This window comes from Pigmentiphaga sp. NML030171, assembly GCF_002188635.1.
Classification (GTDB): Bacteria; Pseudomonadota; Gammaproteobacteria; order Burkholderiales; family Burkholderiaceae_B; genus Pigmentiphaga; species Pigmentiphaga daeguensis.
Genome location: NZ_NINX01000015.1, coordinates 287,273 through 307,097 on the forward strand (window position 1 = coordinate 287,273; position 19,825 = coordinate 307,097).

General features: G+C 67.7%; 23 protein-coding genes, 1 other RNA gene and 1 pseudogene. 19 read left to right on the forward strand and 6 right to left on the reverse strand.

Annotated features, from left to right (window positions below):
* Positions 1–210: 210 nt before the first annotated feature.
* The 8 genes from CDO46_RS03865 (at position 211) to CDO46_RS03900 (ending at position 5,072) form a co-directional block, all read left to right on the forward strand.
* The gene (locus CDO46_RS03865) at positions 211–402 is read left to right on the forward strand and encodes a DUF3460 family protein (RefSeq protein ID WP_087837235.1); all 192 of its coding nucleotides are present in this window, start codon (positions 211–213) and stop codon (positions 400–402) included.
* An 11-nt stretch (positions 403–413) separates the two neighbouring features.
* Entirely contained in the window at positions 414–1,295 is an 882-nt protein-coding gene (locus CDO46_RS03870; RefSeq protein ID WP_087837236.1) for a ScpA family protein, read from the forward strand.
* Between the two features lie 67 nt (positions 1,296–1,362).
* Positions 1,363–2,205 (forward strand): pantoate--beta-alanine ligase, encoded by an 843-nt coding sequence (gene panC / locus CDO46_RS03875; RefSeq protein ID WP_087837237.1) that lies wholly within the window; start codon positions 1,363–1,365, stop codon positions 2,203–2,205.
* Positions 2,206–2,329: 124 nt separating this feature from the next.
* Positions 2,330–2,632, forward strand: a complete 303-nt coding sequence (locus CDO46_RS03880) for a hypothetical protein (protein WP_087837238.1) — start codon at positions 2,330–2,332, stop codon at positions 2,630–2,632.
* On the forward strand, positions 2,619–2,921 hold the full coding sequence (locus CDO46_RS03885; protein ID WP_087837239.1) for a cell division protein ZapA: 303 nt from the start codon (positions 2,619–2,621) through the stop codon (positions 2,919–2,921). Before CDO46_RS03880 ends, CDO46_RS03885 begins: the two co-directional genes overlap by 14 nt.
* A gap of 52 nt (positions 2,922–2,973) precedes the next feature.
* Positions 2,974–3,154, forward strand: a non-coding RNA gene (gene ssrS / locus CDO46_RS03890) — 6S RNA.
* Between the two features lie 286 nt (positions 3,155–3,440).
* On the forward strand, positions 3,441–4,262 hold the full coding sequence (locus CDO46_RS03895) for a sulfite exporter TauE/SafE family protein (protein WP_087837240.1): 822 nt from the start codon (positions 3,441–3,443) through the stop codon (positions 4,260–4,262).
* Positions 4,263–4,331: 69 nt separating this feature from the next.
* Complete coding sequence (locus CDO46_RS03900; RefSeq protein ID WP_243724367.1) at positions 4,332–5,072, forward strand: SIMPL domain-containing protein; 741 nt, start codon at positions 4,332–4,334, stop codon at positions 5,070–5,072.
* 22 nt (positions 5,073–5,094) lie between these two features.
* On the opposite strand, the gene lgt is transcribed toward CDO46_RS03900, so the two are convergent.
* Positions 5,095–5,880 (reverse strand): prolipoprotein diacylglyceryl transferase, encoded by a 786-nt coding sequence (lgt, locus tag CDO46_RS03905; RefSeq protein ID WP_087837241.1) that lies wholly within the window; start codon positions 5,878–5,880, stop codon positions 5,095–5,097.
* 206 nt (positions 5,881–6,086) lie between these two features.
* Here lgt and CDO46_RS03910 point away from each other — a divergent pair, with 206 nt between their 5' ends.
* Positions 6,087–6,413: a c-type cytochrome gene (locus CDO46_RS03910; RefSeq protein WP_087837242.1), complete on the forward strand. Its 327-nt coding sequence runs from the start codon at positions 6,087–6,089 to the stop codon at positions 6,411–6,413.
* A gap of 22 nt (positions 6,414–6,435) precedes the next feature.
* On the opposite strand, the gene CDO46_RS03915 is transcribed toward CDO46_RS03910, so the two are convergent.
* Entirely contained in the window at positions 6,436–6,672 is a 237-nt protein-coding gene (locus CDO46_RS03915) for a hypothetical protein (RefSeq protein ID WP_140416829.1), read from the reverse strand.
* Positions 6,673–6,710: 38 nt separating this feature from the next.
* On the opposite strand from CDO46_RS03915, the gene msrA reads away from it, so the two are divergent.
* On the forward strand, positions 6,711–7,256 hold the full coding sequence (msrA, locus tag CDO46_RS03920) for a peptide-methionine (S)-S-oxide reductase MsrA (protein ID WP_087837244.1): 546 nt from the start codon (positions 6,711–6,713) through the stop codon (positions 7,254–7,256).
* An 11-nt stretch (positions 7,257–7,267) separates the two neighbouring features.
* Positions 7,268–8,263: a tripartite tricarboxylate transporter substrate binding protein gene (locus CDO46_RS03925; RefSeq protein ID WP_087837245.1), complete on the forward strand. Its 996-nt coding sequence runs from the start codon at positions 7,268–7,270 to the stop codon at positions 8,261–8,263.
* Between the two features lie 135 nt (positions 8,264–8,398).
* On the opposite strand, the pseudogene CDO46_RS28755 reads toward CDO46_RS03925, so the two are convergent.
* A pseudogene (locus tag CDO46_RS28755) lies at positions 8,399–8,551 on the reverse strand (response regulator transcription factor); the annotation flags it as partial.
* A gap of 314 nt (positions 8,552–8,865) precedes the next feature.
* Between CDO46_RS28755 and CDO46_RS03935 the strand changes: the two are divergent.
* The 3 genes from CDO46_RS03935 to CDO46_RS03945 all read left to right on the forward strand — a co-directional run bounded on the left by CDO46_RS03935 (position 8,866) and on the right by CDO46_RS03945 (position 12,094).
* Entirely contained in the window at positions 8,866–9,330 is a 465-nt protein-coding gene (locus CDO46_RS03935) for a tripartite tricarboxylate transporter TctB family protein (RefSeq protein ID WP_087837247.1), read from the forward strand.
* Between the two features lie 12 nt (positions 9,331–9,342).
* Positions 9,343–10,845: a tripartite tricarboxylate transporter permease gene (locus CDO46_RS03940; RefSeq protein ID WP_087837248.1), complete on the forward strand. Its 1,503-nt coding sequence runs from the start codon at positions 9,343–9,345 to the stop codon at positions 10,843–10,845.
* Positions 10,846–11,191: 346 nt separating this feature from the next.
* Entirely contained in the window at positions 11,192–12,094 is a 903-nt protein-coding gene (locus CDO46_RS03945; protein ID WP_087837249.1) for an NAD(P)-dependent oxidoreductase, read from the forward strand.
* A 47-nt stretch (positions 12,095–12,141) separates the two neighbouring features.
* Here CDO46_RS03945 and mobB read toward each other — a convergent pair whose 3' ends face one another.
* Genes mobB through mobA form a run of 3 tightly spaced genes read right to left on the reverse strand, consistent with a single transcriptional unit; the run spans position 12,142 to position 14,556 of the window.
* On the reverse strand, positions 12,142–12,672 hold the full coding sequence (gene mobB / locus CDO46_RS03950; protein WP_087837250.1) for a molybdopterin-guanine dinucleotide biosynthesis protein B: 531 nt from the start codon (positions 12,670–12,672) through the stop codon (positions 12,142–12,144).
* Entirely contained in the window at positions 12,672–13,964 is a 1,293-nt protein-coding gene (glp, locus tag CDO46_RS03955; protein ID WP_087837251.1) for a gephyrin-like molybdotransferase Glp, read from the reverse strand. The genes mobB and glp overlap by 1 nt, the downstream gene beginning before the upstream one ends.
* A 4-nt stretch (positions 13,965–13,968) precedes the next feature.
* Complete coding sequence (gene mobA / locus CDO46_RS03960; protein WP_087837252.1) at positions 13,969–14,556, reverse strand: molybdenum cofactor guanylyltransferase MobA; 588 nt, start codon at positions 14,554–14,556, stop codon at positions 13,969–13,971.
* 114 nt (positions 14,557–14,670) lie between these two features.
* Between mobA and apbC the strand changes: the two genes are divergently transcribed.
* From apbC to CDO46_RS03985, 5 genes are read left to right on the forward strand one after another with little or no spacing between them, the layout of a single operon-like run.
* On the forward strand, positions 14,671–15,759 hold the full coding sequence (gene apbC / locus CDO46_RS03965) for an iron-sulfur cluster carrier protein ApbC (RefSeq protein WP_087837253.1): 1,089 nt from the start codon (positions 14,671–14,673) through the stop codon (positions 15,757–15,759).
* A 12-nt stretch (positions 15,760–15,771) separates the two neighbouring features.
* Complete coding sequence (locus tag CDO46_RS03970) at positions 15,772–16,329, forward strand: DUF3305 domain-containing protein (RefSeq protein WP_087837254.1); 558 nt, start codon at positions 15,772–15,774, stop codon at positions 16,327–16,329.
* Entirely contained in the window at positions 16,326–16,979 is a 654-nt protein-coding gene (locus tag CDO46_RS03975; protein ID WP_087837255.1) for a DUF3306 domain-containing protein, read from the forward strand. Before CDO46_RS03970 ends, CDO46_RS03975 begins: the two co-directional genes overlap by 4 nt.
* 20 nt (positions 16,980–16,999) lie before the next feature.
* Positions 17,000–19,093: a 4Fe-4S binding protein gene (locus CDO46_RS03980; protein WP_087837256.1), complete on the forward strand. Its 2,094-nt coding sequence runs from the start codon at positions 17,000–17,002 to the stop codon at positions 19,091–19,093.
* Complete coding sequence (locus tag CDO46_RS03985) at positions 19,090–19,719, forward strand: molecular chaperone (protein ID WP_087837257.1); 630 nt, start codon at positions 19,090–19,092, stop codon at positions 19,717–19,719. The genes CDO46_RS03980 and CDO46_RS03985 overlap by 4 nt, the downstream gene beginning before the upstream one ends.
* The last annotated feature ends 106 nt before the right edge of the window (positions 19,720–19,825 follow it).

Below are 19,825 nucleotides of genomic sequence, written 5' to 3' on the forward strand. Positions count from 1 at the left end.
ATTTACGTCCAAGCCAGGCCGGAAGATAAAAATCATTCCCCAAATCCGGGAAAATGAAGAAAAATCACCCCGCCACCCCGGACAAACCGCCCCGGACGCCCGCCGGCCGGCGCCACGGCCCGGCGTGCAGTAAACTCCCGGGTGCACAGCAGACGTCCCGACCGACGGTCCACGCGCCGGCGGCACGGCATGCCAGAACAAAGGTTAGTCATGGCCAAGAGTTACGAATCCGACATCACCCGATTCCTGCAGGACCTGAAGCAGCAGCGCCCCAACCTCGAAAGCGAGCAGAAGCAGGGCCGCGCCCGCCTGTGGGACAAGACCATCGATCCGGAACTCGTCGAAGGTTTCAAGGCCGGCACGGTGCCGCAGAAGCCCTATGTCTATCAGACTGAAGACTGATCACCTCCCGCATGGGCTCTTCCCCGCCCCCCAACGACGGGCTGGCAGCATTGGCTGAACCCGCGGTCGACAGCACGCCCGACGTCGTCGACGGCGTTGCCATCGCCCGGCTCTACGGCGAGCCGCTGTTCGCGCTGCCGCAAGACCTGTACATCCCTCCCGATGCGCTCGAGGTCTTCCTCGAGACCTTCGAGGGCCCCCTCGACCTGCTGCTCTACCTGATCCGCAAGCAGAACTTCAACGTACTGGACATTCCCATGGCGGAAGTCACGCGCCAGTACCTGTCGTACGTCGACCAGATCCGCAAGCACAACCTGGAACTGGCCGCCGAGTATCTGCTCATGGCGGCGCTGCTGATCGAGATCAAGTCGCGCATGCTGTTGCCCGTGCGCAAGGCCGACACCGACGAGGAAGTCGAGGATCCGCGCGCCGAACTCGTCCGGCGCCTGCTCGAGTACGAACAGATGAAGCTGGCCGCGCAGAAGCTGGACCAGTTGCCGCAGCTGGGACGCGACTTCGTGCGGGCCCAGGTGCTGCTGGAACAGACCACCGTGCGCCGCCTGCCCGACGTCAACGTCGAGGAACTGCGCGACGCGTGGGCCGACATCGTCAAGCGCGCCAAGCTCAATGCGCACCACCACATCTCGCGCGAGGAACTGTCCGTGCGCGATCACATGAGCCAGATCCTGCGCAGATTGCAGAACGTGCGCTACATGGAGTTCACCGAACTCTTCATGGAACGCGTGCAGGACGGCGCCGGCGTGCCGGTGATCGTCGTGCACTTCATCGCCATGCTGGAACTGGCACGCGAGTCGCTGCTCGAGATCACCCAGGCCGAGCCGTACGCGCCGATCTACGTGCGCCTCGCCTTCACTTCCGTCCATACCCACTGAGGCCCCGGCGCGCGGCCCGGCCGCCCGCCTCCCCGGCCTCCAAGCCCACCTTACCGAATCCAACGCCATGAAGGTCGTCCACACCATCGAAGAATTGCGCGATCAACTGCGCGGCCAGCTCCGGGTCTCGTTCGTTCCCACGATGGGCAACCTGCACGAGGGCCATCTGGCCTTGATGAAGACGGCCCGCCAGCATGGCGACCCGGTCGTCGCCAGCATCTTCGTCAATCGCCTGCAATTCGGGCCCAACGAGGACTTCGACCGCTATCCGCGCACGCTGCCCGCCGACATCGAGAAGCTCGAGCGCGACCGCAACGTCTACGTGCTGTTCGCGCCCGACGAGCGCGAGATGTACCCCGAGCCGCAGAACTTCCGCGTCCAGCCGCCCGACGACCTGGGCGGCATCCTGGAAGGCGAGTTCCGCCCCGGCTTCTTCGCCGGCGTATCCACCGTCGTGCTCAAGCTGCTGTCCTGTGTGCAGCCGCGCGTGGCCGTGTTCGGCAAGAAGGACTACCAGCAGCTGATGGTGGTGCGGGCCATGTGCCGGCAGTTCCAGTTGCCGATCGAGATCGTGCCGCAGGAAACGATACGCGCGGACGACGGCCTGGCCCTGTCCTCGCGCAACGGCTACCTGAGCGCGGACCAGCGCGCCGAGGCGCCGCAGCTGTACGCGACGCTGCGCCGCGTGCAGGCCGACCTGCGCAGCGGCAACCACGACGTCGCCGCGCTCGAGCGCGGGGCGGTCGCCACGCTGGACGGACGGGGCTGGAAGGTGGACTACATTTCGGTGCGGCGCCAGCGCGACCTGCTGCCGCCCAGCCGCGAAGAGGTCGAAGGGGGCGAGCCGCTGGTGGCGCTGGCCGCGGCCAAGCTCGGCACGACCCGGCTGATCGACAACCTGGAGCTGTAGGCGGACGCGCCATCCGGCCTCGGTTGCGAGGCTTGCAAGCAATTGATACAGCGCTGCGCGGCCGGGTCCCCGGCTGCGCGCCGTTCGCTACAATTCCCGGCACTGGATGGTTTACGATACGCCCATGATCGAAGATCTCGACCTTCTCGCCAGCCGCATACGCCAGCTCACCGAGCTGACGCAAAGCCTGCGCGACGAAAACGCGGCGCTGGGCAAGAGCCTCGCCCAGCGCGATTCGCACATCCGCGTGCTGCGCGATACGCTGGCCGCCGCGCAGTCGCGGGTCGAGGGCGTATTGGCGCGCCTGCCCGGCGGCGAGGAACCCGCCGAGGAAGTCGAGGGCGAGGCCGATGCGCCGGACAACGCTTCCTCTCCTGGATCAGAAAGCGCCGACCCGGGCGCTCGGAGTCTATATGGAACGTCTTGACGTCACCATCCTCGGCAAGGACTACCCGCTGGCTTGCGAACCTTCCGAAAAGGAAGCGCTGCTGACCGCGGCCACCATGGTCGATCGCGCCATGCAGCGCATCAAGGCCGGAGGCAAGGTCGCGGGTACCGAGCGCATCGCGGTGATGGCGGCACTGCAACTGGCCGCCGAGCTGATGAATGCGAATTCTCCCGACTCACGACTTGCAGTCGGCGACTACAAGCGTAAAATTGAAGACATGCATCGCATGGTCGATGCAGCCCTGGGGGCCCAAGAGAAGTTGTTTTAAGTTTTGATGTTTGTGCGGTACTTTTCTGTGCGGCACAAACGCGTATGATCAGTCTTCCCTGCCGTGCTCGTGTTTGGCCTTATATTTCTTGGACCCATGCTTATGGCATGAGGTTGTGGAAATTGCCCGCGGGCGTGATCGTCTCTCCGTCAGACGAACCCGAAGCGCGGCTGACCGCGACCACCTTGAACCCCGGTTCAAGATGCCGGCCTAGCGACACAGGCGGGGATCCTATCCGACCCGGAGCATATACGTTATGCTCCGGGTTCTTTTTTGCCCCCCCTACGCGCTTGCGCGCGCCCCCCAGGGGGCGATGCGGGTGGACCGGCGGAGCCGGATCCACCGCATCCTGGGGTACCAACAGGCTGGCGGGGGGCGGCGTTCGTCAATGCCGACTTGATTGGTTTCGACCAAGCATTGCCGAGGTAGTTTTTTTCGGTGCTAGAACTAGAACGAAGGGTGCGTCTTGGGGAGAAGAGACGCGTCCACCGATTTACCAACTATCGTCAAGACTTCAACATGGATCCATTGTTTATCGTTGCCTTGCTCGTACTCGGGGCCTGCACCGGCTTTGCCGCGGGGCTGCTCGGCATAGGCGGGGGCATGATCATGGTGCCTTTCCTGACCATGCTGTTCACCTGGCAGCGCCTGCCGCCCGAACTGGTGGTGCATGCGGCGATCGCGACGTCGATGGCGTCCATCCTGTTCACGTCGGTTTCCAGCGTGCGCGCGCACCACAAGCGGGGCGCGGTGCGGTGGGACATCGTGGCGCGGTTCGCGCCTGGGCTGGTGATCGGCGGGCTGCTCGCGGGCGGGGCGGTGTTCTCGGCGCTCAAGACCGGATGGCTGGCGCTGGTGTTCGCGCTGTTCGTCGGATATTCGGCCATCCAGATGCTGCTGGACAAGAAGCCCAAGCCGACCCGCCAGATGCCGGGCACGCTGGGCACGTCCGCCGCGGGAACCGGCATCGGTTTCCTGTCCGGACTGGTCGGCGCCGGCGGCGGCTTTGTGTCCGTCCCTTTCATGACCTGGTGCAACGTCCCGTTGCACAACGCCGTCGCCACCTCGGCGGCGCTGGGTTTTCCCATCGCGCTGGCCAATACCGCGGGTTACATCTGGTCAGGCATGCAGCATCCCAGCGGGCAACCCGGCATGCTCGGGTATGTCTATTGGCCGGGGCTGATCGTGTTGATCGTTTCGAGCGTGCTGCTGGCACCGGTGGGTGCCCATACCGCGCACAAGCTGCCGGTGCGTTCGCTCAAGCGCATCTTCGCCTACCTCCTGATGCTGCTGGCGGCCTATATGCTATACAAGGCTGTCACCGCGCTGACGGGGGCCTGACAGGCGCCGCGGTCCGGGTCGCGGTGCGCGTGGTCAGCCCTTCCATCAATCAGAACAAGGACTCACACCATGGCTTACCGCCCCACCCTCGCTCCCACCATGCGCCGCGCCCTGTGCGGCGCGGCACTGGCCGCCTCGGCCGCGATGTCGTCCATCGCCGTCGCCCAGGCCGCGCCGGACACCGCCAAGCCCGATCGGCCGACGCTGTCGCTGTCGGCCGCCGCCACCTCGGAAGTGGCGCAGGACAAGGTGACCATCACGCTCGCCAACGAGATCGAGGGCAACGACCAGGCCAAGCTGTCGCAGCAACTCAACCAGTTGCTCGAGACCACGCTGGCCGAAGCCAAGCGCAACACCGCGGTCACCGCGCGCAGCGGCAACTACAACGTCTGGGCCAACACCGATCGCAACGGGCGCATCACCACCTGGCGCGGACGCGCGGAACTGATCCTGGAATCCAAGGACTTCGGCGCCGCCTCCAAGCTGGCCGGTGAACTGAGCCGCCAGATGGCGGTGTCGAACGTGTCGTTCTCGCTGTCGCGCGAGGCGCGCGAGGCCGAAGAGCAGCGCCTGCTGGCCGAAGCGGCCAAGGCCTTCACCACGCGAGCAACCCAGGCCGCCAAGGCATTCGGCTTCTCCGGCTATGCGGTCAAGCAACTCGACCTGAGCGGCAGCGGCACGGTCACGCCCATGCCGCGCGCCTATGCGATGGCGGCTCCCGCCATGGAAGCCAAGGCGGCCGACCTGCCCCTGGAAGGCGGCAAGTCGTCGGTGTCGGTCTCGGTGCGGGGCACGGTCTACCTGCAATAGGCCGTGCCTGCCGGCCGGCGGCTCAGGCCGTCGCCGGCCGGCGCGCCCAGACGAACAGGGCCAGTCCCACCAGCACCATGGGCAGCGACAGCCACTGCCCCATGCTCAACCCCCCCGCCAGGATGCCCAGGAAGCTGTCCGGCTCCCGGGTGTACTCCACCATGAAGCGGAAGAACCCGTAGCCCATCAGGAACACGCCGCTGACCTGGCCCACCGGCCGGGGCTTGCTGGCGAACAGCCAGACCAGCGCGAACAGGGCCAGGCCTTCCAGGCCGACCTCATACAGTTGCGAAGGATGGCGGGCCACGCCGTCGCCGGCCTGCGGAAACACCATGCCCCAGGGCACCGTCGTGGGCCGGCCCCACAACTCGCCGTTGATGAAATTGCCCAGGCGCCCGGCCGCCAGCCCCAGCGGCACCAGCGTCGCGACGAAATCGCCTACCTGCAGGAAACGGAAACCGCGCCGGCGCGCGAACAGCGCCATGACCAGCAGCACGCCCAGCAAGCCGCCGTGGAATGACATGCCGCCATGCCAGACCGCGAGAATCTCCAGCGGATGCGCCAGGTAGTAGCCCGGCTTGTAGAACAGGACATAGCCCAGGCGCCCGCCCAGCACGACACCCAGCACGCTGTAGAACAGGAGATCGTCCAGATCGCGCGTCGTAAGCGCCGTCTTGCCGTGGCGGATGCGCCAGCGGCCCAGCGTCCAGGCCAGGAGGAACGCGACCAGGTACATGAGGCCATACCAACGCACCGCCAGGGGTCCGATCTCGAACGCGATGGGAGAAAACTGCGGGTGAACCAACATGTTTGCGCGCGCCTTTCAAGGAAAGGCCGGACGTCTGCCCGGCCACGATGTCTGTCGAACAGTGGCGATCATAACGCCCCTTGTCCCGAGGCCCTGTGACAGATCGACGCAGGCGGCGTCCGAGCCGGTGTACACCCGCTTCGCTTGTATATACTCTGCCCCGTCGAGAAATACGCGCATCGCGCAGCATCCAACGGAGAATCTTCATGTCCATTCGTTCCCTCAGCCTGGGCGCACTGGTGGCCTTGGCCGCCCTGCACACGACCGCCGGAGCGCAGACCACCGGACTCGATCTCGCCAAGGCCAAGAACTGCATGGCCTGTCACAGCGTCGACGCCAAGCTCGTCGGCCCCTCCTATCAAAGCGTGGCGCAACGCTATGCCACGGACTCCGAAGCGGCCGACAAGCTGGTCGCCTCCATCCGCAAGGGCAGCTTCCGCAAGTGGGGCGCCATTCCCATGCCCGCGCAGAACGCCGTCAATGACGACGAGGCGCGCAAGCTGGCTCAGTGGATCCTGACGCTGAAGAACTGACGCCCCCCCGGACTGGCGCGCGTCAGTCCAGCTTCAATCCCAACTCGCGCACCAGCCCGGCATAGCGCCGTGTGTCCGAGGCCGAGACCGCGGTCATGGCCTCGAGCCCCTGGGTCCTGGCCGCCAGGCCGATGGCGGCCAGCTTGTCGTGCACCGTGTTCGCCGAGCTGTTCCGGCGACCCCGCGCCGCGTCCTGAACGCCGGGACCGGCATCCATGGCGCCCGGTCGGCCCGCCGGGAACGCATACACTATCGTCATGGGCGCCCCTGGCGCCGGCTCTCTCGAAGAGGACGATCATGCCCGCACAAGTCGACAAAGCCGTGTTCGGCGGTGGCTGCTTCTGGTGTATCGAAGCGGTGTTCCAGCAGATCGAGGGCGTGCTGCGCGCCGATTCCGGCTATGCCGGGGGGCACGTGGACAACCCCACGTACGAGCAGGTCTGCGACGGCGATACCGGCCACATCGAGGTGGTCACCGTCACCTACGATCCGGCTGCCATCACCTATCACGAACTGCTGGAAATCTTCTTCGCCTCGCACGACCCGACCACCGTGGACCGCCAGGGCAACGACGTCGGACCGCAGTATCGCTCGGCCATCTTCTGGCAGACCCCGGCGCAGGAAGCGGCGGCGCGCGAGGTGATCGCCGACCTCGAGGCGCGGCAGGTATTCGGCTCGCCCATCGTGACCCGGCTGCTGCCCCCGGCCACGGTCTGGCCGGCGGAGGACTATCACCGCGACTACTTCCTGCGCAATCCCGGCCAGGGCTATTGCGCCTTCGTGGTGGCGCCCAAGGTGGCCAAGATGCGCAAGAATTTCGCCCACAAGCTCAAGCAATCCTGAAGGAACCCCTCATGAACCGACGCCGGGCCTTGCTCGCCGGCGGCGCCATGGTCGCGGCGGCCTGCCTGTCCGCGCCGGCCGCCGCGCAGGACGCCGCCTATCCCACGCGCCCCATCCGCTTCGTGGTCCCGTATCCGCCCGGCGGCCCGCTGGACATCATGGCGCGCGCGCTGGCGGAAAAGATCCGCCCCACGCTGGGACAGCCCGTGGTCGTCGAGAACAGGCCGGGCGCCGGCGGCAACATCGGCGCCGATCTCGTCGCCAAGTCGGCGCCCGACGGCTACACGCTGGTGATGGGGGCGGTCGCCACGCATGCGATCAACCCGGCGCTCTTCCCCTCGATTCCCTACGATCCGGTCAAGGACTTCGCCCCCATCGTGCTCGTGGCCTCGGTGCCCAACGTGCTGGTGATGAACCCCGCCACGGCCGCCAGGCTGGGCATCCAGACCGTGCAGGACCTGATCGGCTACGCCCGGCGCAACCCGGGCAGGCTCAACATGGGCTCGGGCGGCAACGGCAGCGCGGGGCACCTGGCGGGGGAATTGCTGAAGACCCGTGCCGGCGTATTCGCCGCGCACATCCCCTATGCCGGCGCCACGCCGGCGCAGGTGGCGCTGATGAGCGGACAGACGGACTTCATGTTCGACAATCTCGCGGCCGCCTCGCCGCTCATCGCCGCCGGCAAGCTCAAGGCCCTGGCGGTCACCACGGCGGCCCGGTCGCGCCTGCTGCCCGAGGTGCCGACCATGATGCAGGCCGGCGTGCCGGACTTCGACCTGGGAACGTGGTTCGGGATCTTCGCGCCGGCGCACACGCCGGAGGCCGTGGTGCAAAAACTCCATAATGAATACGCGCGGGCGCTCGGCGGCGCCGACATGCGCCGGCGCCTGGCCGACATGGGCTCGGACGCCGAACCCGGCACGCCGGCGTCGCTGGCCGCGCTGGTGCAGTCCGACCTGCGCAAGTACGCCGAGATCGTCAGGATCTCGGGCGCCAAGCTGAACTGAGCAGGGGGCCGGATGCAGGTCCGGCCCCTCTGCTCAATCAGCGCGGTGGTCCCAGCGGTCGGTTCCGCCCTCGGCCACCCGCAGTCCCTGCATCTCGGCCACCACGGCCATCCTGTCCGTGTGCATGCGCCAGACCAGCTCGACGGCGTTGCGCACGCCCAGCTTGGCCAGCACCCGCGCGCGGTGGACCTCGACCGTCCGGATGGATATGCCCAGCCGGTCGGCGATCACCTTGTTGGCACGTCCCTCGACCAGCAGGTCCATGACTTCGCGTTCCCGCGGCGTCAGAGACTTGCCGCGTTCCTGGCCATCGTCCCACCCGTGCATCGCCTTCATCGTGCTTCCCCTTCATTGGATAACCTTGCCGTGGGAAGGGCTTCGCGCCCCCCAGGGGAAGTCTGCACGACACGTCGGATGCGAAAAAGCTGTCAAGGCTGACAGGAGTCTGAACATCCTATGGATCAATTTGGCACAAAGTTGTGCCGATCCATCATTTTTCGGGAAAACCCCGACTCATTGCGAGCAATTTCGTTATTCACGCCAGCTTCGCGTGAGCTAACATGCCGGCCTTGCAAGTGAAGTCAGATAGGAGCCCACTTCCAATGCGCATTCAGTCAAAACAAAATTTCTGGTCCGGGGTGATGTTCGTCTTCCTCGGGCTATTTTTTGCCGGGTTCGCCGTTGATTACCAGATGGGCACGGCAGCCAAGATGGGGCCGGGCTACTTCCCGTTCTGGCTGGGCGTGATCCTGGCGATCCTCGGTGCGATCATCGGCATCTCCGGCCTGTCGCCCAAGGCCGAGCCCACGGAAATCCCGAAACTCAATCTCAAGACCACGGGCATCATCCTGGGCAACGTGGTCCTGTTCGGCATCCTGCTCCGTCCGCTGGGCGTGTACGTGTCGGCGTTCCTGCTCGTGCTGCTGTCCAGCATGGCCAGCCACGAATTCAAGTGGAAGGTCGCGATCATCAACGGCATCGGCCTGGTGGTCGCCGTCCACCTCATCTTCATTGTGGGCCTGGGTCTGATCTTCCCGCTGTGGCCTTCGTTTCTCGGTTTGAACTAAGGAAAGCCATCCATGGAAGTGTTAGAGCACTTGGCCCTAGGTTTTGAAACGGCGCTCTCGTTTCAGAACATCATCTACGCATTTCTCGGTTGCCTGATCGGCACCTTGGTGGGCGTGCTGCCCGGCTTGGGTCCCGTTCCGACCATCGCGATGCTGCTGCCCATCACCTACGCGCTGCCCCCGGTGGCCGGCCTGATCATGCTGGCCGGCATCTACTACGGCGCCCAGTACGGCGGTTCGACCACCGCCATCCTGGTGAACCTGCCGGGTGAAACCTCCGCGGTGGTGACCTGCCTGGATGGCTACCAGATGGCGCGGAACGGCCGCGCCGGACAGGCGCTGGCCATTGCGGCCATCGGGTCGTTCTTCGCCGGCTGCGTGGGTACGCTGCTGATCGCCGCCTTCGCGCCCCCGCTGGCCGAAGTGGCCTTCCAGTTCGGTCCCGCGGAATACTTCTCGCTGATGTGCCTGGGCCTGGTCGGTGCGGTCGTGCTGGCGTCGGGTTCGCTGATCAAGGCCATCTGCATGATCTTGCTGGGCCTGCTGATCGGCATGGTCGGCACGGACGTGAACTCGGGCGTGGCCCGCTTCTCGTTCGGCATCCCGGAACTGACCGACGGCATCGACTTCGCCGCGGTCGCCATGGGTGTGTTCGGCTTCTCGGAAATCATCAACAACGTCGAGCAGAAGGAAGAGCGCGAAGTCTTCCTGGACAAGATCGGCCACCTGTACCCCACCTGGCCCGACCTCAAGGAAGCCGCGCCCGCCATCATCCGCGGCACGGCCATCGGCTCGGCCCTGGGCATCCTGCCCGGCGGCGGCGCGGTGATGTCCTCGTTCGCCTCGTACACGGTGGAAAAGAAGCTCGCCAAGGATCCCTCCAGCTTCGGCAAGGGCAACATCCGCGGCGTGGCGGGTCCGGAATCGGCCAACAACGCCGGCTCGCAGACCTCCTTCATCCCGCTGCTGACGCTGGGTATCCCGGGTAACGCGATCATGGCCCTGATGGTCGGCGCCATGACCATCCACAACATCCAGCCTGGTCCCCAGGTCATGACCAGCAACCCGGACCTGTTCTGGGGCCTGATCGTGTCGATGTGGATCGGCAACCTGATGCTGGTGATCCTGAACCTGCCGCTGATCGGTATCTGGGTCAAGCTGCTGAAGGTGCCCTATCCCATCCTGTTCCCGGCCATCCTGCTGATCTGCTCGATCGGTGTCTACACGCTGAACTACAACGTGTTCGACATCTGGATGACGGCAGCCTTCGGCCTGATCGGCTACATCTGGTCCAAGCTGAAGTGCGAAGGCGCCCCCCTGCTGCTGGGCCTGGTGCTGGGTCCCATGATGGAAGAGAACTTCCGCCGCGCCCTGCTCCTGTCGCGTGGTGACTTCACGACCTTCGTGACCCGCCCGCTGTCGGCGACCCTGCTGGTCATCGCCGTCATCCTGGTGCTGATCGTGGCCTCGCCCACGATCCGCAAGAAGCGCGAAGAAACCTTCGTCGAAGACTGACGACACACCAGCCGCTCCGGCGGCTGCAAGAAAAAAGGCGCCTCCGGGCGCCTTTTTTCATTGCCGGGCCGCCCCAAGATGAAAAACGCCCCCTTGGGGGGCAGCGCCGCCGCGAAGCGGCAAGCGTGGGGGCCATTTTTCATTGCCGGGCCGCCCCAAGATGAAAAACGCCCCCTTGGGGGGCAGCGCCGCCGCGAAGCGGCAAGCGTGGGGGCCATTTTTCATTGCCGGGCCGCCCCAGGATGAAAAAGCGCCCCCCTGGAGGGCAGCACCGCCCACCTTCGCCATCCGGCGGAAACAGGCACCCCGGACGCTATACACTTGCCTCTGGCAATGGAGAATCAGCATGGCATCGATTGGCACCAAGACCTACGACAGCACCTCCCCGCTCAACGTCAGCTTCATCGGCCTGGGCGTCATGGGCTTTCCCATGGCCGGCCACCTGGCCCAGGCCGGGCATGCGGTCCGGGTCTACAACCGCACCCCGTCCAAGGCCCGCGACTGGGTACAGGAGTTCGGCGGCAGCCACGCGCCGACGCCGCGCGAGGCCGCCCAGGACGCGGACATGGTCTTCCTGTGCGTCGGCAACGACGACGACCTGCGCAGCGTCGTGCTGGGCGCCGATGGCGCCCTGGCGGGCATGAAGCCCGGCTCGCTGCTGGTGGACCACACCACGGCCTCGGCCAAGGTCGCGCGCGAACTGTACGCCACGGCCCAGGACCAGGAAGTCGCTTTCATCGACGCTCCCGTCTCGGGCGGCCAGGCCGGCGCGGTCAACGGCGTGCTCACGGTGATGTGCGGCGGCGATGCCGACGCGTTCGAGCGCATGAAGCCCGTGGCGCAGGCCTACTCGCGGGCCGTCACGCTGGTCGGCGAGCCCGGTGCCGGCCAGCTGGCCAAGATGGTCAACCAGATCTGCATCGCCGGATTGGTGCAGGGCCTGTCCGAGGGCATTGCATTCGGACAGAAGGCCGGCCTGGACATGAAACTCGTGCTGGACGTCATATCCAAGGGGGCGGCGCAAAGCTGGCAGATGGAAAACCGCGGCGCGACCATGGTGGACGGCCAGTTCGACTTCGGCTTCGCGGTGGACTGGATGCGCAAGGATCTGGGCCTGGTGCTGGACGAGAGCCGCAGCAATGGCGCACGGCTGCCCGTGACGGCCCTGGTCGACCAGTTCTATGCCGACGTGCAGCAGATGGGCGGCAGCCGCTGGGACACGTCATCCCTGATTAAACGGCTGGGGTAGCCCCCCCTACGCGCTCACGCGCGCCGGCATGGTGAACGGTCGTCTGTTTACGCGCGCAGAGCGGCCAAGGTTCGTTCCATGGGCCAGGCCAGGTCCACGACCAGGTTGGCGATGCCGGGCAGGTCGTCCAGGTCGACGAAGGGCAGCGATGCCTGGCCCGCGGGAGGCACGTCGCTGACGACGGCGCCTATGCTGGCGTCGTCGGGATACAGCCACGGCTTGCCGTTGGCGGCGCGGTGGATCTCGATCTTGACGTGCGGATCGCGCTTGAAGCCCTCGACCAGGATGAAATCGACGGGCGAAAACTTGTTCAGCAGCTCGCCCAGGCGGGGCTCGGCCTGGCCGCGCAGTTCGTGCATCAGCGCCCAGCGGCTGCCCGATGCGACCAGCACTTCCCCGGCACCGGCCTCGCGGTGCCGATGGGAGTCCTTGCCCGGCTTGTCGATGTCGAACGAATGGTGCGCGTGCTTGAGCGTCGACACGCTGTAGCCCTTCTCCCGCAGCGCGGGAATCAGCCTCGTCAGCAATGTGGTTTTGCCGGCTCCGCTCCACCCGGCCAGTCCCAGGACGCGCGTCATCAGATCAGTCCGTCGAAAGGCAGGACGTCGACCAGCTCGCCGGCCGCCACGTTGCCTTGCTCGTGCCCCAGCACGACCAGGCCGTTGGCCTGGCTCATGCTGCGCAGGATGCCCGACCCCTGCGAACCGGTGATGCGCACTTCCCAGCCGCCGTTCGCGGCGGGCGTGACGATGCCTCGCTGGTATTCGGTACGCCCCGGCTTCTTGCGGATAGCCCCCGCGCTGGCCGCGCGCAGCATGGGCAGCGGCTGGGCCGGCGCGCCTGCCATGGCCAGGAGGGCATCGCGCACCAGCGCGTAGAAAGTCACCATCACCGCCACGGGGTTGCCCGGCAGGCCGAACAGGATGGCGCTACGCCCGCCGGTGTCGATGCGGCCGATGGCCATGGGGCGCCCCGGCCGCATGGCGATGCGCCAGAACAGCACGTCGCCCAGCCTGGCCATGATGGCCTTGGTGTAGTCGGCCTCGCCCACGCTCACGCCGCCCGACGTGATGACCACGTCGGCCTGCGCGGCCGCGTCGCGGAACGCGGACTCGAGCGCCTGCGGATCGTCGCGCACCACGCCCATGTCGAGCACGTCGACGCCCAGCCGCTGGAGCATGCCCCACAGCGTGTAGCGATTGCTGTCGTACACGCAGCCCGGATCGAGCGGCTCGCCGATCGAGCGCAGTTCGTTGCCGGTGGAGAAGAACGCCACGCGCAGGCGGCGCCAGACCGGCACCTCGGCCCGGCCGAGCGAGGCCAGCATGCCGAGGTCCGCCGGACGCAGCACGCGGCCGGCGGACAGGGCCACGTCGCCGCGGGCCAGGTCCTCTCCCGCCAGCCGGCGGTTCTCGCCGGCCTTGACCGCGCCCGCGGGCACGACGATACGGTCGCCATCCTGGCGGACGAATTCCTGCGGGATCACGGTATCGAGCCCGTCGGGCATGGTGGCGCCGGTCATGATCCGCACGCACTGCCCGGACGCCACGCTGCCCGTGTAGGCATTGCCGGCCAGGCCGCTGCCCACGACCTGCAAGGCCGTATCGCCGCCGGCGGCCAGGTCGGAACCGTAGAACGCGTAGCCATCCATGGCCGAGTTGTCGTGGGCCGGCACGTCGATGTCGGACACGATGTCGCGCGCCAGCACGCGCCCCATCGCCGAGCGCAACGCCAGCATCTCCACGCCCTCCACGCGCGGCACCAGCCGGGCGATGAATTCGCGGGCCTGCTCGACCGGCAGCGCATTCGGGTCGTAGCCGCTGACACAGGACGAGATTTCTTCTAGCGAGGGGGCGGGCTTGTCGTTCATGGCATCAGAGCTGCTGCAATTCGGCGACCGTGTTGGCGCCCGCGAAAGCCGCGGGGTCGTCGAAGAGGACCTCGACACAGCGATGGGTGGCGGTCCACTTGTCGATCTTGCGTCCCCCCGCGGCGGTGAAGGCCACGAGACTGTCCAGCAGCTCCGCCCGCAGCAGGCAGAACACCGGCTGGGTCCGCACGGCGCCGTCCTGGCGGGTGGCCACCATGGCGATCTCGGCGCCGGCCGCCTCCAGTTCGCCGGCCAGGCGGGCGACGAGATCCTCGGGAAACTTCGGCGTATCGCAAGGCACCGTGACCAGGTAGGCGGTCTCGCAGTGCTCGAGCCCGGTCAGGAATCCGGCCAGCGGCCCCGCGTAGTCGGGCAGCGCGTCGGGCCACACCGGCACGCCCATGGATTCGTAGGCAGCCAGGTTGCGATTGGCGTTGACCAGGACCTGCCCCACCTGGGGCCCCAGCCTGAGCAGCGCATGCATGGCCATCGGAATGCCCTGGTAGTTCTGCAGGCCCTTGTCGACACCGCCCATGCGGCTGCCGCGCCCGCCCGCCAGGATCAGGCCGGTAATGGAGTCCTTGTCGATCATGCGGCTGAGTATAGACGAGGCGCCCGCGGATTTCGCCGTCCGCGGGCTGGTGGTCTAATATCCCTCATCGGCCTGCGATACGCAGCCTCCCACTCACGAGTCCGCCCCCTTCCCATGGCCACATCCGATTCCCTGCTCCAGGCCCTGCAAACCGTCGTCGATCCCAATACCGGCAAGGATTTCGTCTCGACGCGAGCCATCAAGAACATCGAGATCAACGGCGGCGACGTCTCCTTCGACGTCCTGCTCGGCTATCCCGCCAAGAGCCAGATCCCCGCCCTGCGCAGCGCGCTGATCGCGGCGGCCCGCACCGTGCCCGGCATCTCCAACGTCAGCGCCAACGTGCGCAGCGAGATCATCGCCCACGCGGTCCAGCGCGGCGTGCCGCTGCTGCAGGGCGTCAAGAACATCGTCGCCGTCGCCTCGGGCAAGGGCGGCGTGGGCAAGAGCACCACGGCCGTCAACCTGGCCCTGGCCCTGGCGGCCGAAGGCGCGCGCGTCGGCCTGCTCGACGCCGACATCTACGGCCCCAGCCAGCCGCTCATGATGGGCATCGACGCACGCCCCGTCAGCGACGACGGCAAGACCATGGAGCCGCTCGAGAATTATGGCGTGCAGGTCATGTCCATCGGCTTCCTCGTCGCCCACGACGAAGCCATGATCTGGCGCGGCCCCATGGCGGTGCAGGCGCTCGAGCAACTGCTGCGGCAAACCAACTGGAAAGACCTCGACTACCTGATCGTCGACATGCCTCCCGGCACCGGCGACATCCAGCTCACGCTCAGCCAGCGCGTGCCCATGACCGGCGCCGTCATCGTCACCACGCCGCAGGACATCGCCCTGCTGGACGCGCGCAAGGGCATCAAGATGTTCGAGAAAGTGGGCGTGCCCATCCTGGGCGTGGTCGAGAACATGGCCGTGCACGTGTGCAGCCAGTGCGGACACGTCGAACACATCTTCGGCGCCGAGGGCGGCAAGAAGATGGCGGCCGAATACGACACGCCCTACCTGGGCGCGCTGCCGCTGGACATCAACATCCGGCTGCAGGCCGACAGCGGCAGGCCCTCGGTGGTGGCCGACCCCGATGGCGAGATCGCCGGCCTGTACAAGACCGTCGCGCGCCAGGTGGCCGTGGCCATCGCCGCCCGGAACAAGGACTTCTCGTCCAAGTTCCCCACCATCTCCATCAGCGCCGATTCCTGACCCGAGGCCGCCATGACCAGCCAGGCTCCCCGCATCGACGTCGCCGTGATCATGCGCAAGGAGCGCGTCCACGGCCCGATGAGCCGGTGGCAGTCCTGGCGGTGGACCCTGGCGGACGTGGTGGCCGACGAGCCGGCGTTCGGCGGCGCGCCCCACCGGCTGCGCCAGGACGCGCACGGCGAACTGTGGCTGCATCCCGGCTTCGCGGTCGAGCTGTTCAAGGACGACGCCGAGGGCTACTACCTGAACGCCACGACCGAGGCGCCCTGCTGGTTCGTGATGTGGCGCATGCAGGAAGCGGCGGGCCCGGACGATGAACCGCTGGCGCGGCCGGAGCTGGTCACGCTCAGCTACTACCACGCCGGCCGGCTGCTGGACGCCCAGGAAACGGTCGAACAGGTGCCCGCCCCCGCCGACGTCGTGGGCTGGCTGCGGGCCTTCGTGGCGGAACACTACGTGGCCGAGCCCAAGCGCAAGCGGCGCCCGGTCAGCTTCGTGCCGTTGCAGGACCGCTTCGGCAACCCGGCGTCGGTCAGCACCGGCCGGCGCAAGCACGGCGAAGAACCATGAGCGGCGACGGCGAAGGCTTCCTCGGCCGCTGGTCGCGGCGCAAGGCCCGGTCGCGGGCAGGCGTGGGGGACGAACGGCCGGTCGACGCCGCTTCCGTTCCCGAGGCCGAGCCGGGGCCGCTCGAGGCCTCGCCGGGCGTCCCCGCCGCGCCGTCCACGCATCCGCAGGACCACCCCCAGGGCGAGGCCCACGACGCCGGCGCGGCGCAGGCGCCGGACACCGCCGCCAAGGCAGCGCCCGCCCCGACGCGGGAAGACCTGGCCGCGCTGACGCATGACTCCGATTTCTCGCCCTTCATGCGGCCGGCGGTCGAGCCCGACGTCAAGCTGGCCGCGCTCAAGAAACTTTTCTCCGACCCGCACTACAACGTCATGGACGGGCTGGACGTCTACATCGACGACTATTCCTCGCCCGAGAAGCTGCCCGCATCCACGCTCAGGCAGATGGTGAGCGCGCGCGTGCTGGCCCTGGTCCAGGACGATCCCGCCCCGCCTGCGGGCGATGCGGCGCCCGGCCACGCCCCCGCAAGCAAGGAGCCGGCCGATGATGGCGCGCGGGGTTCCGTGCTAGAGTCTGGCGCATCCACAGGCCAAGCGCCCAGCGACGGCCAGACGCATTTCGACTTTCCCGAGCCCGATCCTCCCAGGTAGCCGGGCTCCCTCGAGCGCCCATGCCCACACTGATCTGCGACTGCAACAACACCATGCCCCTGGACGCCGATGCACTCGGCGCGGCATTGGACGAAAAGCTGGTTCTGCACTCCACGCTCTGCCGCCACGAGGCCGGCGCGTTCCAGCAGGCCGTCACGGGCACCGCTTCCGTCATCGTCGCCTGTACGCAGGAGAAGCGCCTGTTCGCGCAGATAGGCGAGCACACCGAGGCCGCCGTCGCCCCCGTGCGCTTCGTCAACATCCGCGAGACCGGAGGCTGGAGCCGCGAGGCCCCGAAAGCCACGCCCAAGCTGGCGGCGCTGCTGGCGGCCGCCCGGCTGCCGGACCCCGAACCGGTCCCCACCGTCAGCTATCGCAGCGCGGGGCGCCTGCTCATCGTCGGCCCGCTGGACGAGGCCGAACGCGCCGCGGCGATGCTGGCGGACACGCTTGACGTCACCATCTTCGCGCGCGGCCCGGGCACGGCGGACGCGAGCCAGGAACGGCGCCATCCCGTGCTGGCGGGCCGCCTGGAATCGCTGCAAGGCTGGCTGGGCGCGTTCGACCTGGCATGGGTGCAGGACAACCCCATCGATCTCGACCTGTGCACGCGCTGCAATGCCTGCCTTGCCGCGTGTCCCGAAGGCGCCATAGGGCTCGACTACCAGATCGACCGCGCCCGGTGCCGCGACCATCGCGCCTGCGTGGCGGCCTGTACGACCGCGGGCGCCATCGACTTCGCCCGCGCCCCCGAACGGCAGGAAGCGCGCTTCGACCTGGTCCTGGAGCTGGGTGGCGGCACGCTGTTCGCGCAGCATGCGCCGCCGCAGGGCTACTTCGCCTGGAACGGCGCGGACCCGGCCCCGCTCCTGCGCCTGCGCGAGCTCGTGGGCGAATTCGAGAAGCCCAAGTTCTTCGACTACAAGCAATCGCTGTGCGCGCACAGCCGCAACGACACGATAGGCTGCCGCGCCTGCGTCGACATCTGCTCGGCCCTCGCCATCGAAAGCGACAGGGCGCGCCAGCAGATCAAGGTCAATCCCAACCTGTGCGTGGGATGCGGCGCCTGTACCACCGCCTGCCCGACCGGCGCGATCACCTACGCCTATCCGCGCATGACGGACCAGGGCGCGGTGCTGCGCACGCTGCTGTCCACCTATGCGCGGGCCGGCGGCCAGGCCCCGGTCCTGCTGGTGCACAGCCAGGAGGCCGGCCGCGCGATGGTCGAACGCCTGGGCCGCGACGCCAGCCTGGGCAGGCTCCACGGCCTGCCCGCCAACGTCATCCCGCTGGGAGTCTGGCACACCGCCAGCCTCGGCCTGGAAGCGTGGCTGGGCGCCGTCGCGCTGGGCGCCTCGCAGGTCGCCATCCTGGCCACGGCCGAGGAAGCGCCGCAGTACCTGGACAACCTGGCCGCGCAGCTCGCGGTGGGCCAGGCCATCCTCGACGGCATGGGCTATGCGGGACCGCACCTGCACCTGCTGCGCCCCGATACGCCGCAGGCGCTGGACGCGGCGCTGCGGGAGCTGGCGGCGCGGCGTCCCGGGGTGCCGGCCGCGCCGGCGCGCTTCGCCATGGTGCGCGAGAAACGCAGCACGCTGGACCTCGCGCTGGACCACCTGATCGCCCACGCCCCGGCCGCACGCGACGAGATTGCCCTGCCCGGCGGCCCGCCGGGCACCGGCTCGCCCCTCGGCGGCCTGGCCATCGACAAGGACGCCTGTACGCTGTGCATGAGCTGCGTGGGCGCGTGTCCGTCCAGCGCCCTGCTCGACAACCCGGACGCGCCCCAGCTGCGTTTCCTGGAAAAGAATTGCGTGCAGTGCGGACTGTGCGTCGAGACCTGTCCCGAGGACGCGCTCGCCCTCGTGCCGCGCCTGCTTTCCACGCCCGAACGCACCCGGCCGCGCGTGCTGAACGAGACGGCCCCCTACCACTGCGTGCGTTGCAGCAAGCCCTTCGGCACGCAAAAGGCGATCGAAGCCATGCTGGCCCGGCTGAGCGGCCACCCGATGTTCCAGGGCGCCGGCCTGGAACGGCTGAAGATGTGCGGCGATTGCCGCGTGATCGACCTGTATTCCGGCGCCAACGAAACGCGCATCACCGATCTATGAACGCTTCCATTTCCCCCGCCGACATCGGCTCGGCCTCGCTCGACGAGGAAATCGCCCGCGCCGAGCTGTACGGCGTGCTGGCGCGCCTGTTCTACGCCCCGCCCGATCCGGACTTCGCGGCCGGCCTGCGCGCGGCGGCCACCGAGGCGCCGATGGCGGGCGCCTTCCTGGAAGCTCCGTGGCGCGACCTCGTGGCCGCGGCCCGGGCCGCCGACGATCCGTCGCTGCGCGACGAGTACGAAACGCTGTTCGGCGGCCTGGGCAAGCCCGAGGTCTACCTGTACGGGTCGCACTACCTGAACGGCTTCCTGAACGAAAAATCGCTGATCGCGCTGAGGAACGACCTGGCCACCCTGGGCCTGGCCCGGGATCCGGCCATGCCCGAGACCGAGGATCACATCGCCTACCTGTGCGAGGTCATGCGCTACCTGATCGCCGGAGACGACGCCGGACAGTGCCATCTCGCCAATCAGCGGAAATTCTTCGGCGACCACCTGCTGCCGTGGGTGCCCGCCATGTGCGACGCCCTGTCGGCCCACCCGCGCGCCCGCTTCTACGCGGCGCTGGGCGAATTCACGCGGGCCTTCGCCAGCGTGGAGGCGCAGGGCTTCGACATGCTGCCCTGACCGGGCTACGGTCGAGGGTATACCCGAGGCGTGGCGCGGCTGGCGGCATTGCCTGTAACTGGTTACCGGGGGTACAGTATGCACAGCACTTCATATCTGCCAGCTC

Bases quoted from the DNA above. Each gene is read 5' to 3' on its own strand.
- CDO46_RS03865 (WP_087837235.1), top strand. From the start codon at position 211: ATGGCCAAGAGTTACGAATCCGACATCACCCGATTCCTGCAGGACCTG.
- CDO46_RS03870 (WP_087837236.1), top strand. From the start codon at position 414: ATGGGCTCTTCCCCGCCCCCCAACGACGGGCTGGCAGCATTGGCTGAA.
- panC (WP_087837237.1), top strand. From the start codon at position 1,363: ATGAAGGTCGTCCACACCATCGAAGAATTGCGCGATCAACTGCGCGGC.
- CDO46_RS03880 (WP_087837238.1), top strand. From the start codon at position 2,330: ATGATCGAAGATCTCGACCTTCTCGCCAGCCGCATACGCCAGCTCACC.
- CDO46_RS03885 (WP_087837239.1), top strand. From the start codon at position 2,619: ATGGAACGTCTTGACGTCACCATCCTCGGCAAGGACTACCCGCTGGCT.
- CDO46_RS03895 (WP_087837240.1), top strand. From the start codon at position 3,441: ATGGATCCATTGTTTATCGTTGCCTTGCTCGTACTCGGGGCCTGCACC.
- CDO46_RS03900 (WP_243724367.1), top strand. From the start codon at position 4,332: ATGGCTTACCGCCCCACCCTCGCTCCCACCATGCGCCGCGCCCTGTGC.
- lgt (WP_087837241.1), bottom strand. From the start codon at position 5,880: ATGTTGGTTCACCCGCAGTTTTCTCCCATCGCGTTCGAGATCGGACCC.
- CDO46_RS03910 (WP_087837242.1), top strand. From the start codon at position 6,087: ATGTCCATTCGTTCCCTCAGCCTGGGCGCACTGGTGGCCTTGGCCGCC.
- CDO46_RS03915 (WP_140416829.1), bottom strand. From the start codon at position 6,672: ATGACGATAGTGTATGCGTTCCCGGCGGGCCGACCGGGCGCCATGGAT.
- msrA (WP_087837244.1), top strand. From the start codon at position 6,711: ATGCCCGCACAAGTCGACAAAGCCGTGTTCGGCGGTGGCTGCTTCTGG.
- CDO46_RS03925 (WP_087837245.1), top strand. From the start codon at position 7,268: ATGAACCGACGCCGGGCCTTGCTCGCCGGCGGCGCCATGGTCGCGGCG.
- CDO46_RS03935 (WP_087837247.1), top strand. From the start codon at position 8,866: ATGCGCATTCAGTCAAAACAAAATTTCTGGTCCGGGGTGATGTTCGTC.
- CDO46_RS03940 (WP_087837248.1), top strand. From the start codon at position 9,343: ATGGAAGTGTTAGAGCACTTGGCCCTAGGTTTTGAAACGGCGCTCTCG.
- CDO46_RS03945 (WP_087837249.1), top strand. From the start codon at position 11,192: ATGGCATCGATTGGCACCAAGACCTACGACAGCACCTCCCCGCTCAAC.
- mobB (WP_087837250.1), bottom strand. From the start codon at position 12,672: ATGACGCGCGTCCTGGGACTGGCCGGGTGGAGCGGAGCCGGCAAAACC.
- glp (WP_087837251.1), bottom strand. From the start codon at position 13,964: ATGAACGACAAGCCCGCCCCCTCGCTAGAAGAAATCTCGTCCTGTGTC.
- mobA (WP_087837252.1), bottom strand. From the start codon at position 14,556: ATGATCGACAAGGACTCCATTACCGGCCTGATCCTGGCGGGCGGGCGC.
- apbC (WP_087837253.1), top strand. From the start codon at position 14,671: ATGGCCACATCCGATTCCCTGCTCCAGGCCCTGCAAACCGTCGTCGAT.
- CDO46_RS03970 (WP_087837254.1), top strand. From the start codon at position 15,772: ATGACCAGCCAGGCTCCCCGCATCGACGTCGCCGTGATCATGCGCAAG.
- CDO46_RS03975 (WP_087837255.1), top strand. From the start codon at position 16,326: ATGAGCGGCGACGGCGAAGGCTTCCTCGGCCGCTGGTCGCGGCGCAAG.
- CDO46_RS03980 (WP_087837256.1), top strand. From the start codon at position 17,000: ATGCCCACACTGATCTGCGACTGCAACAACACCATGCCCCTGGACGCC.
- CDO46_RS03985 (WP_087837257.1), top strand. From the start codon at position 19,090: ATGAACGCTTCCATTTCCCCCGCCGACATCGGCTCGGCCTCGCTCGAC.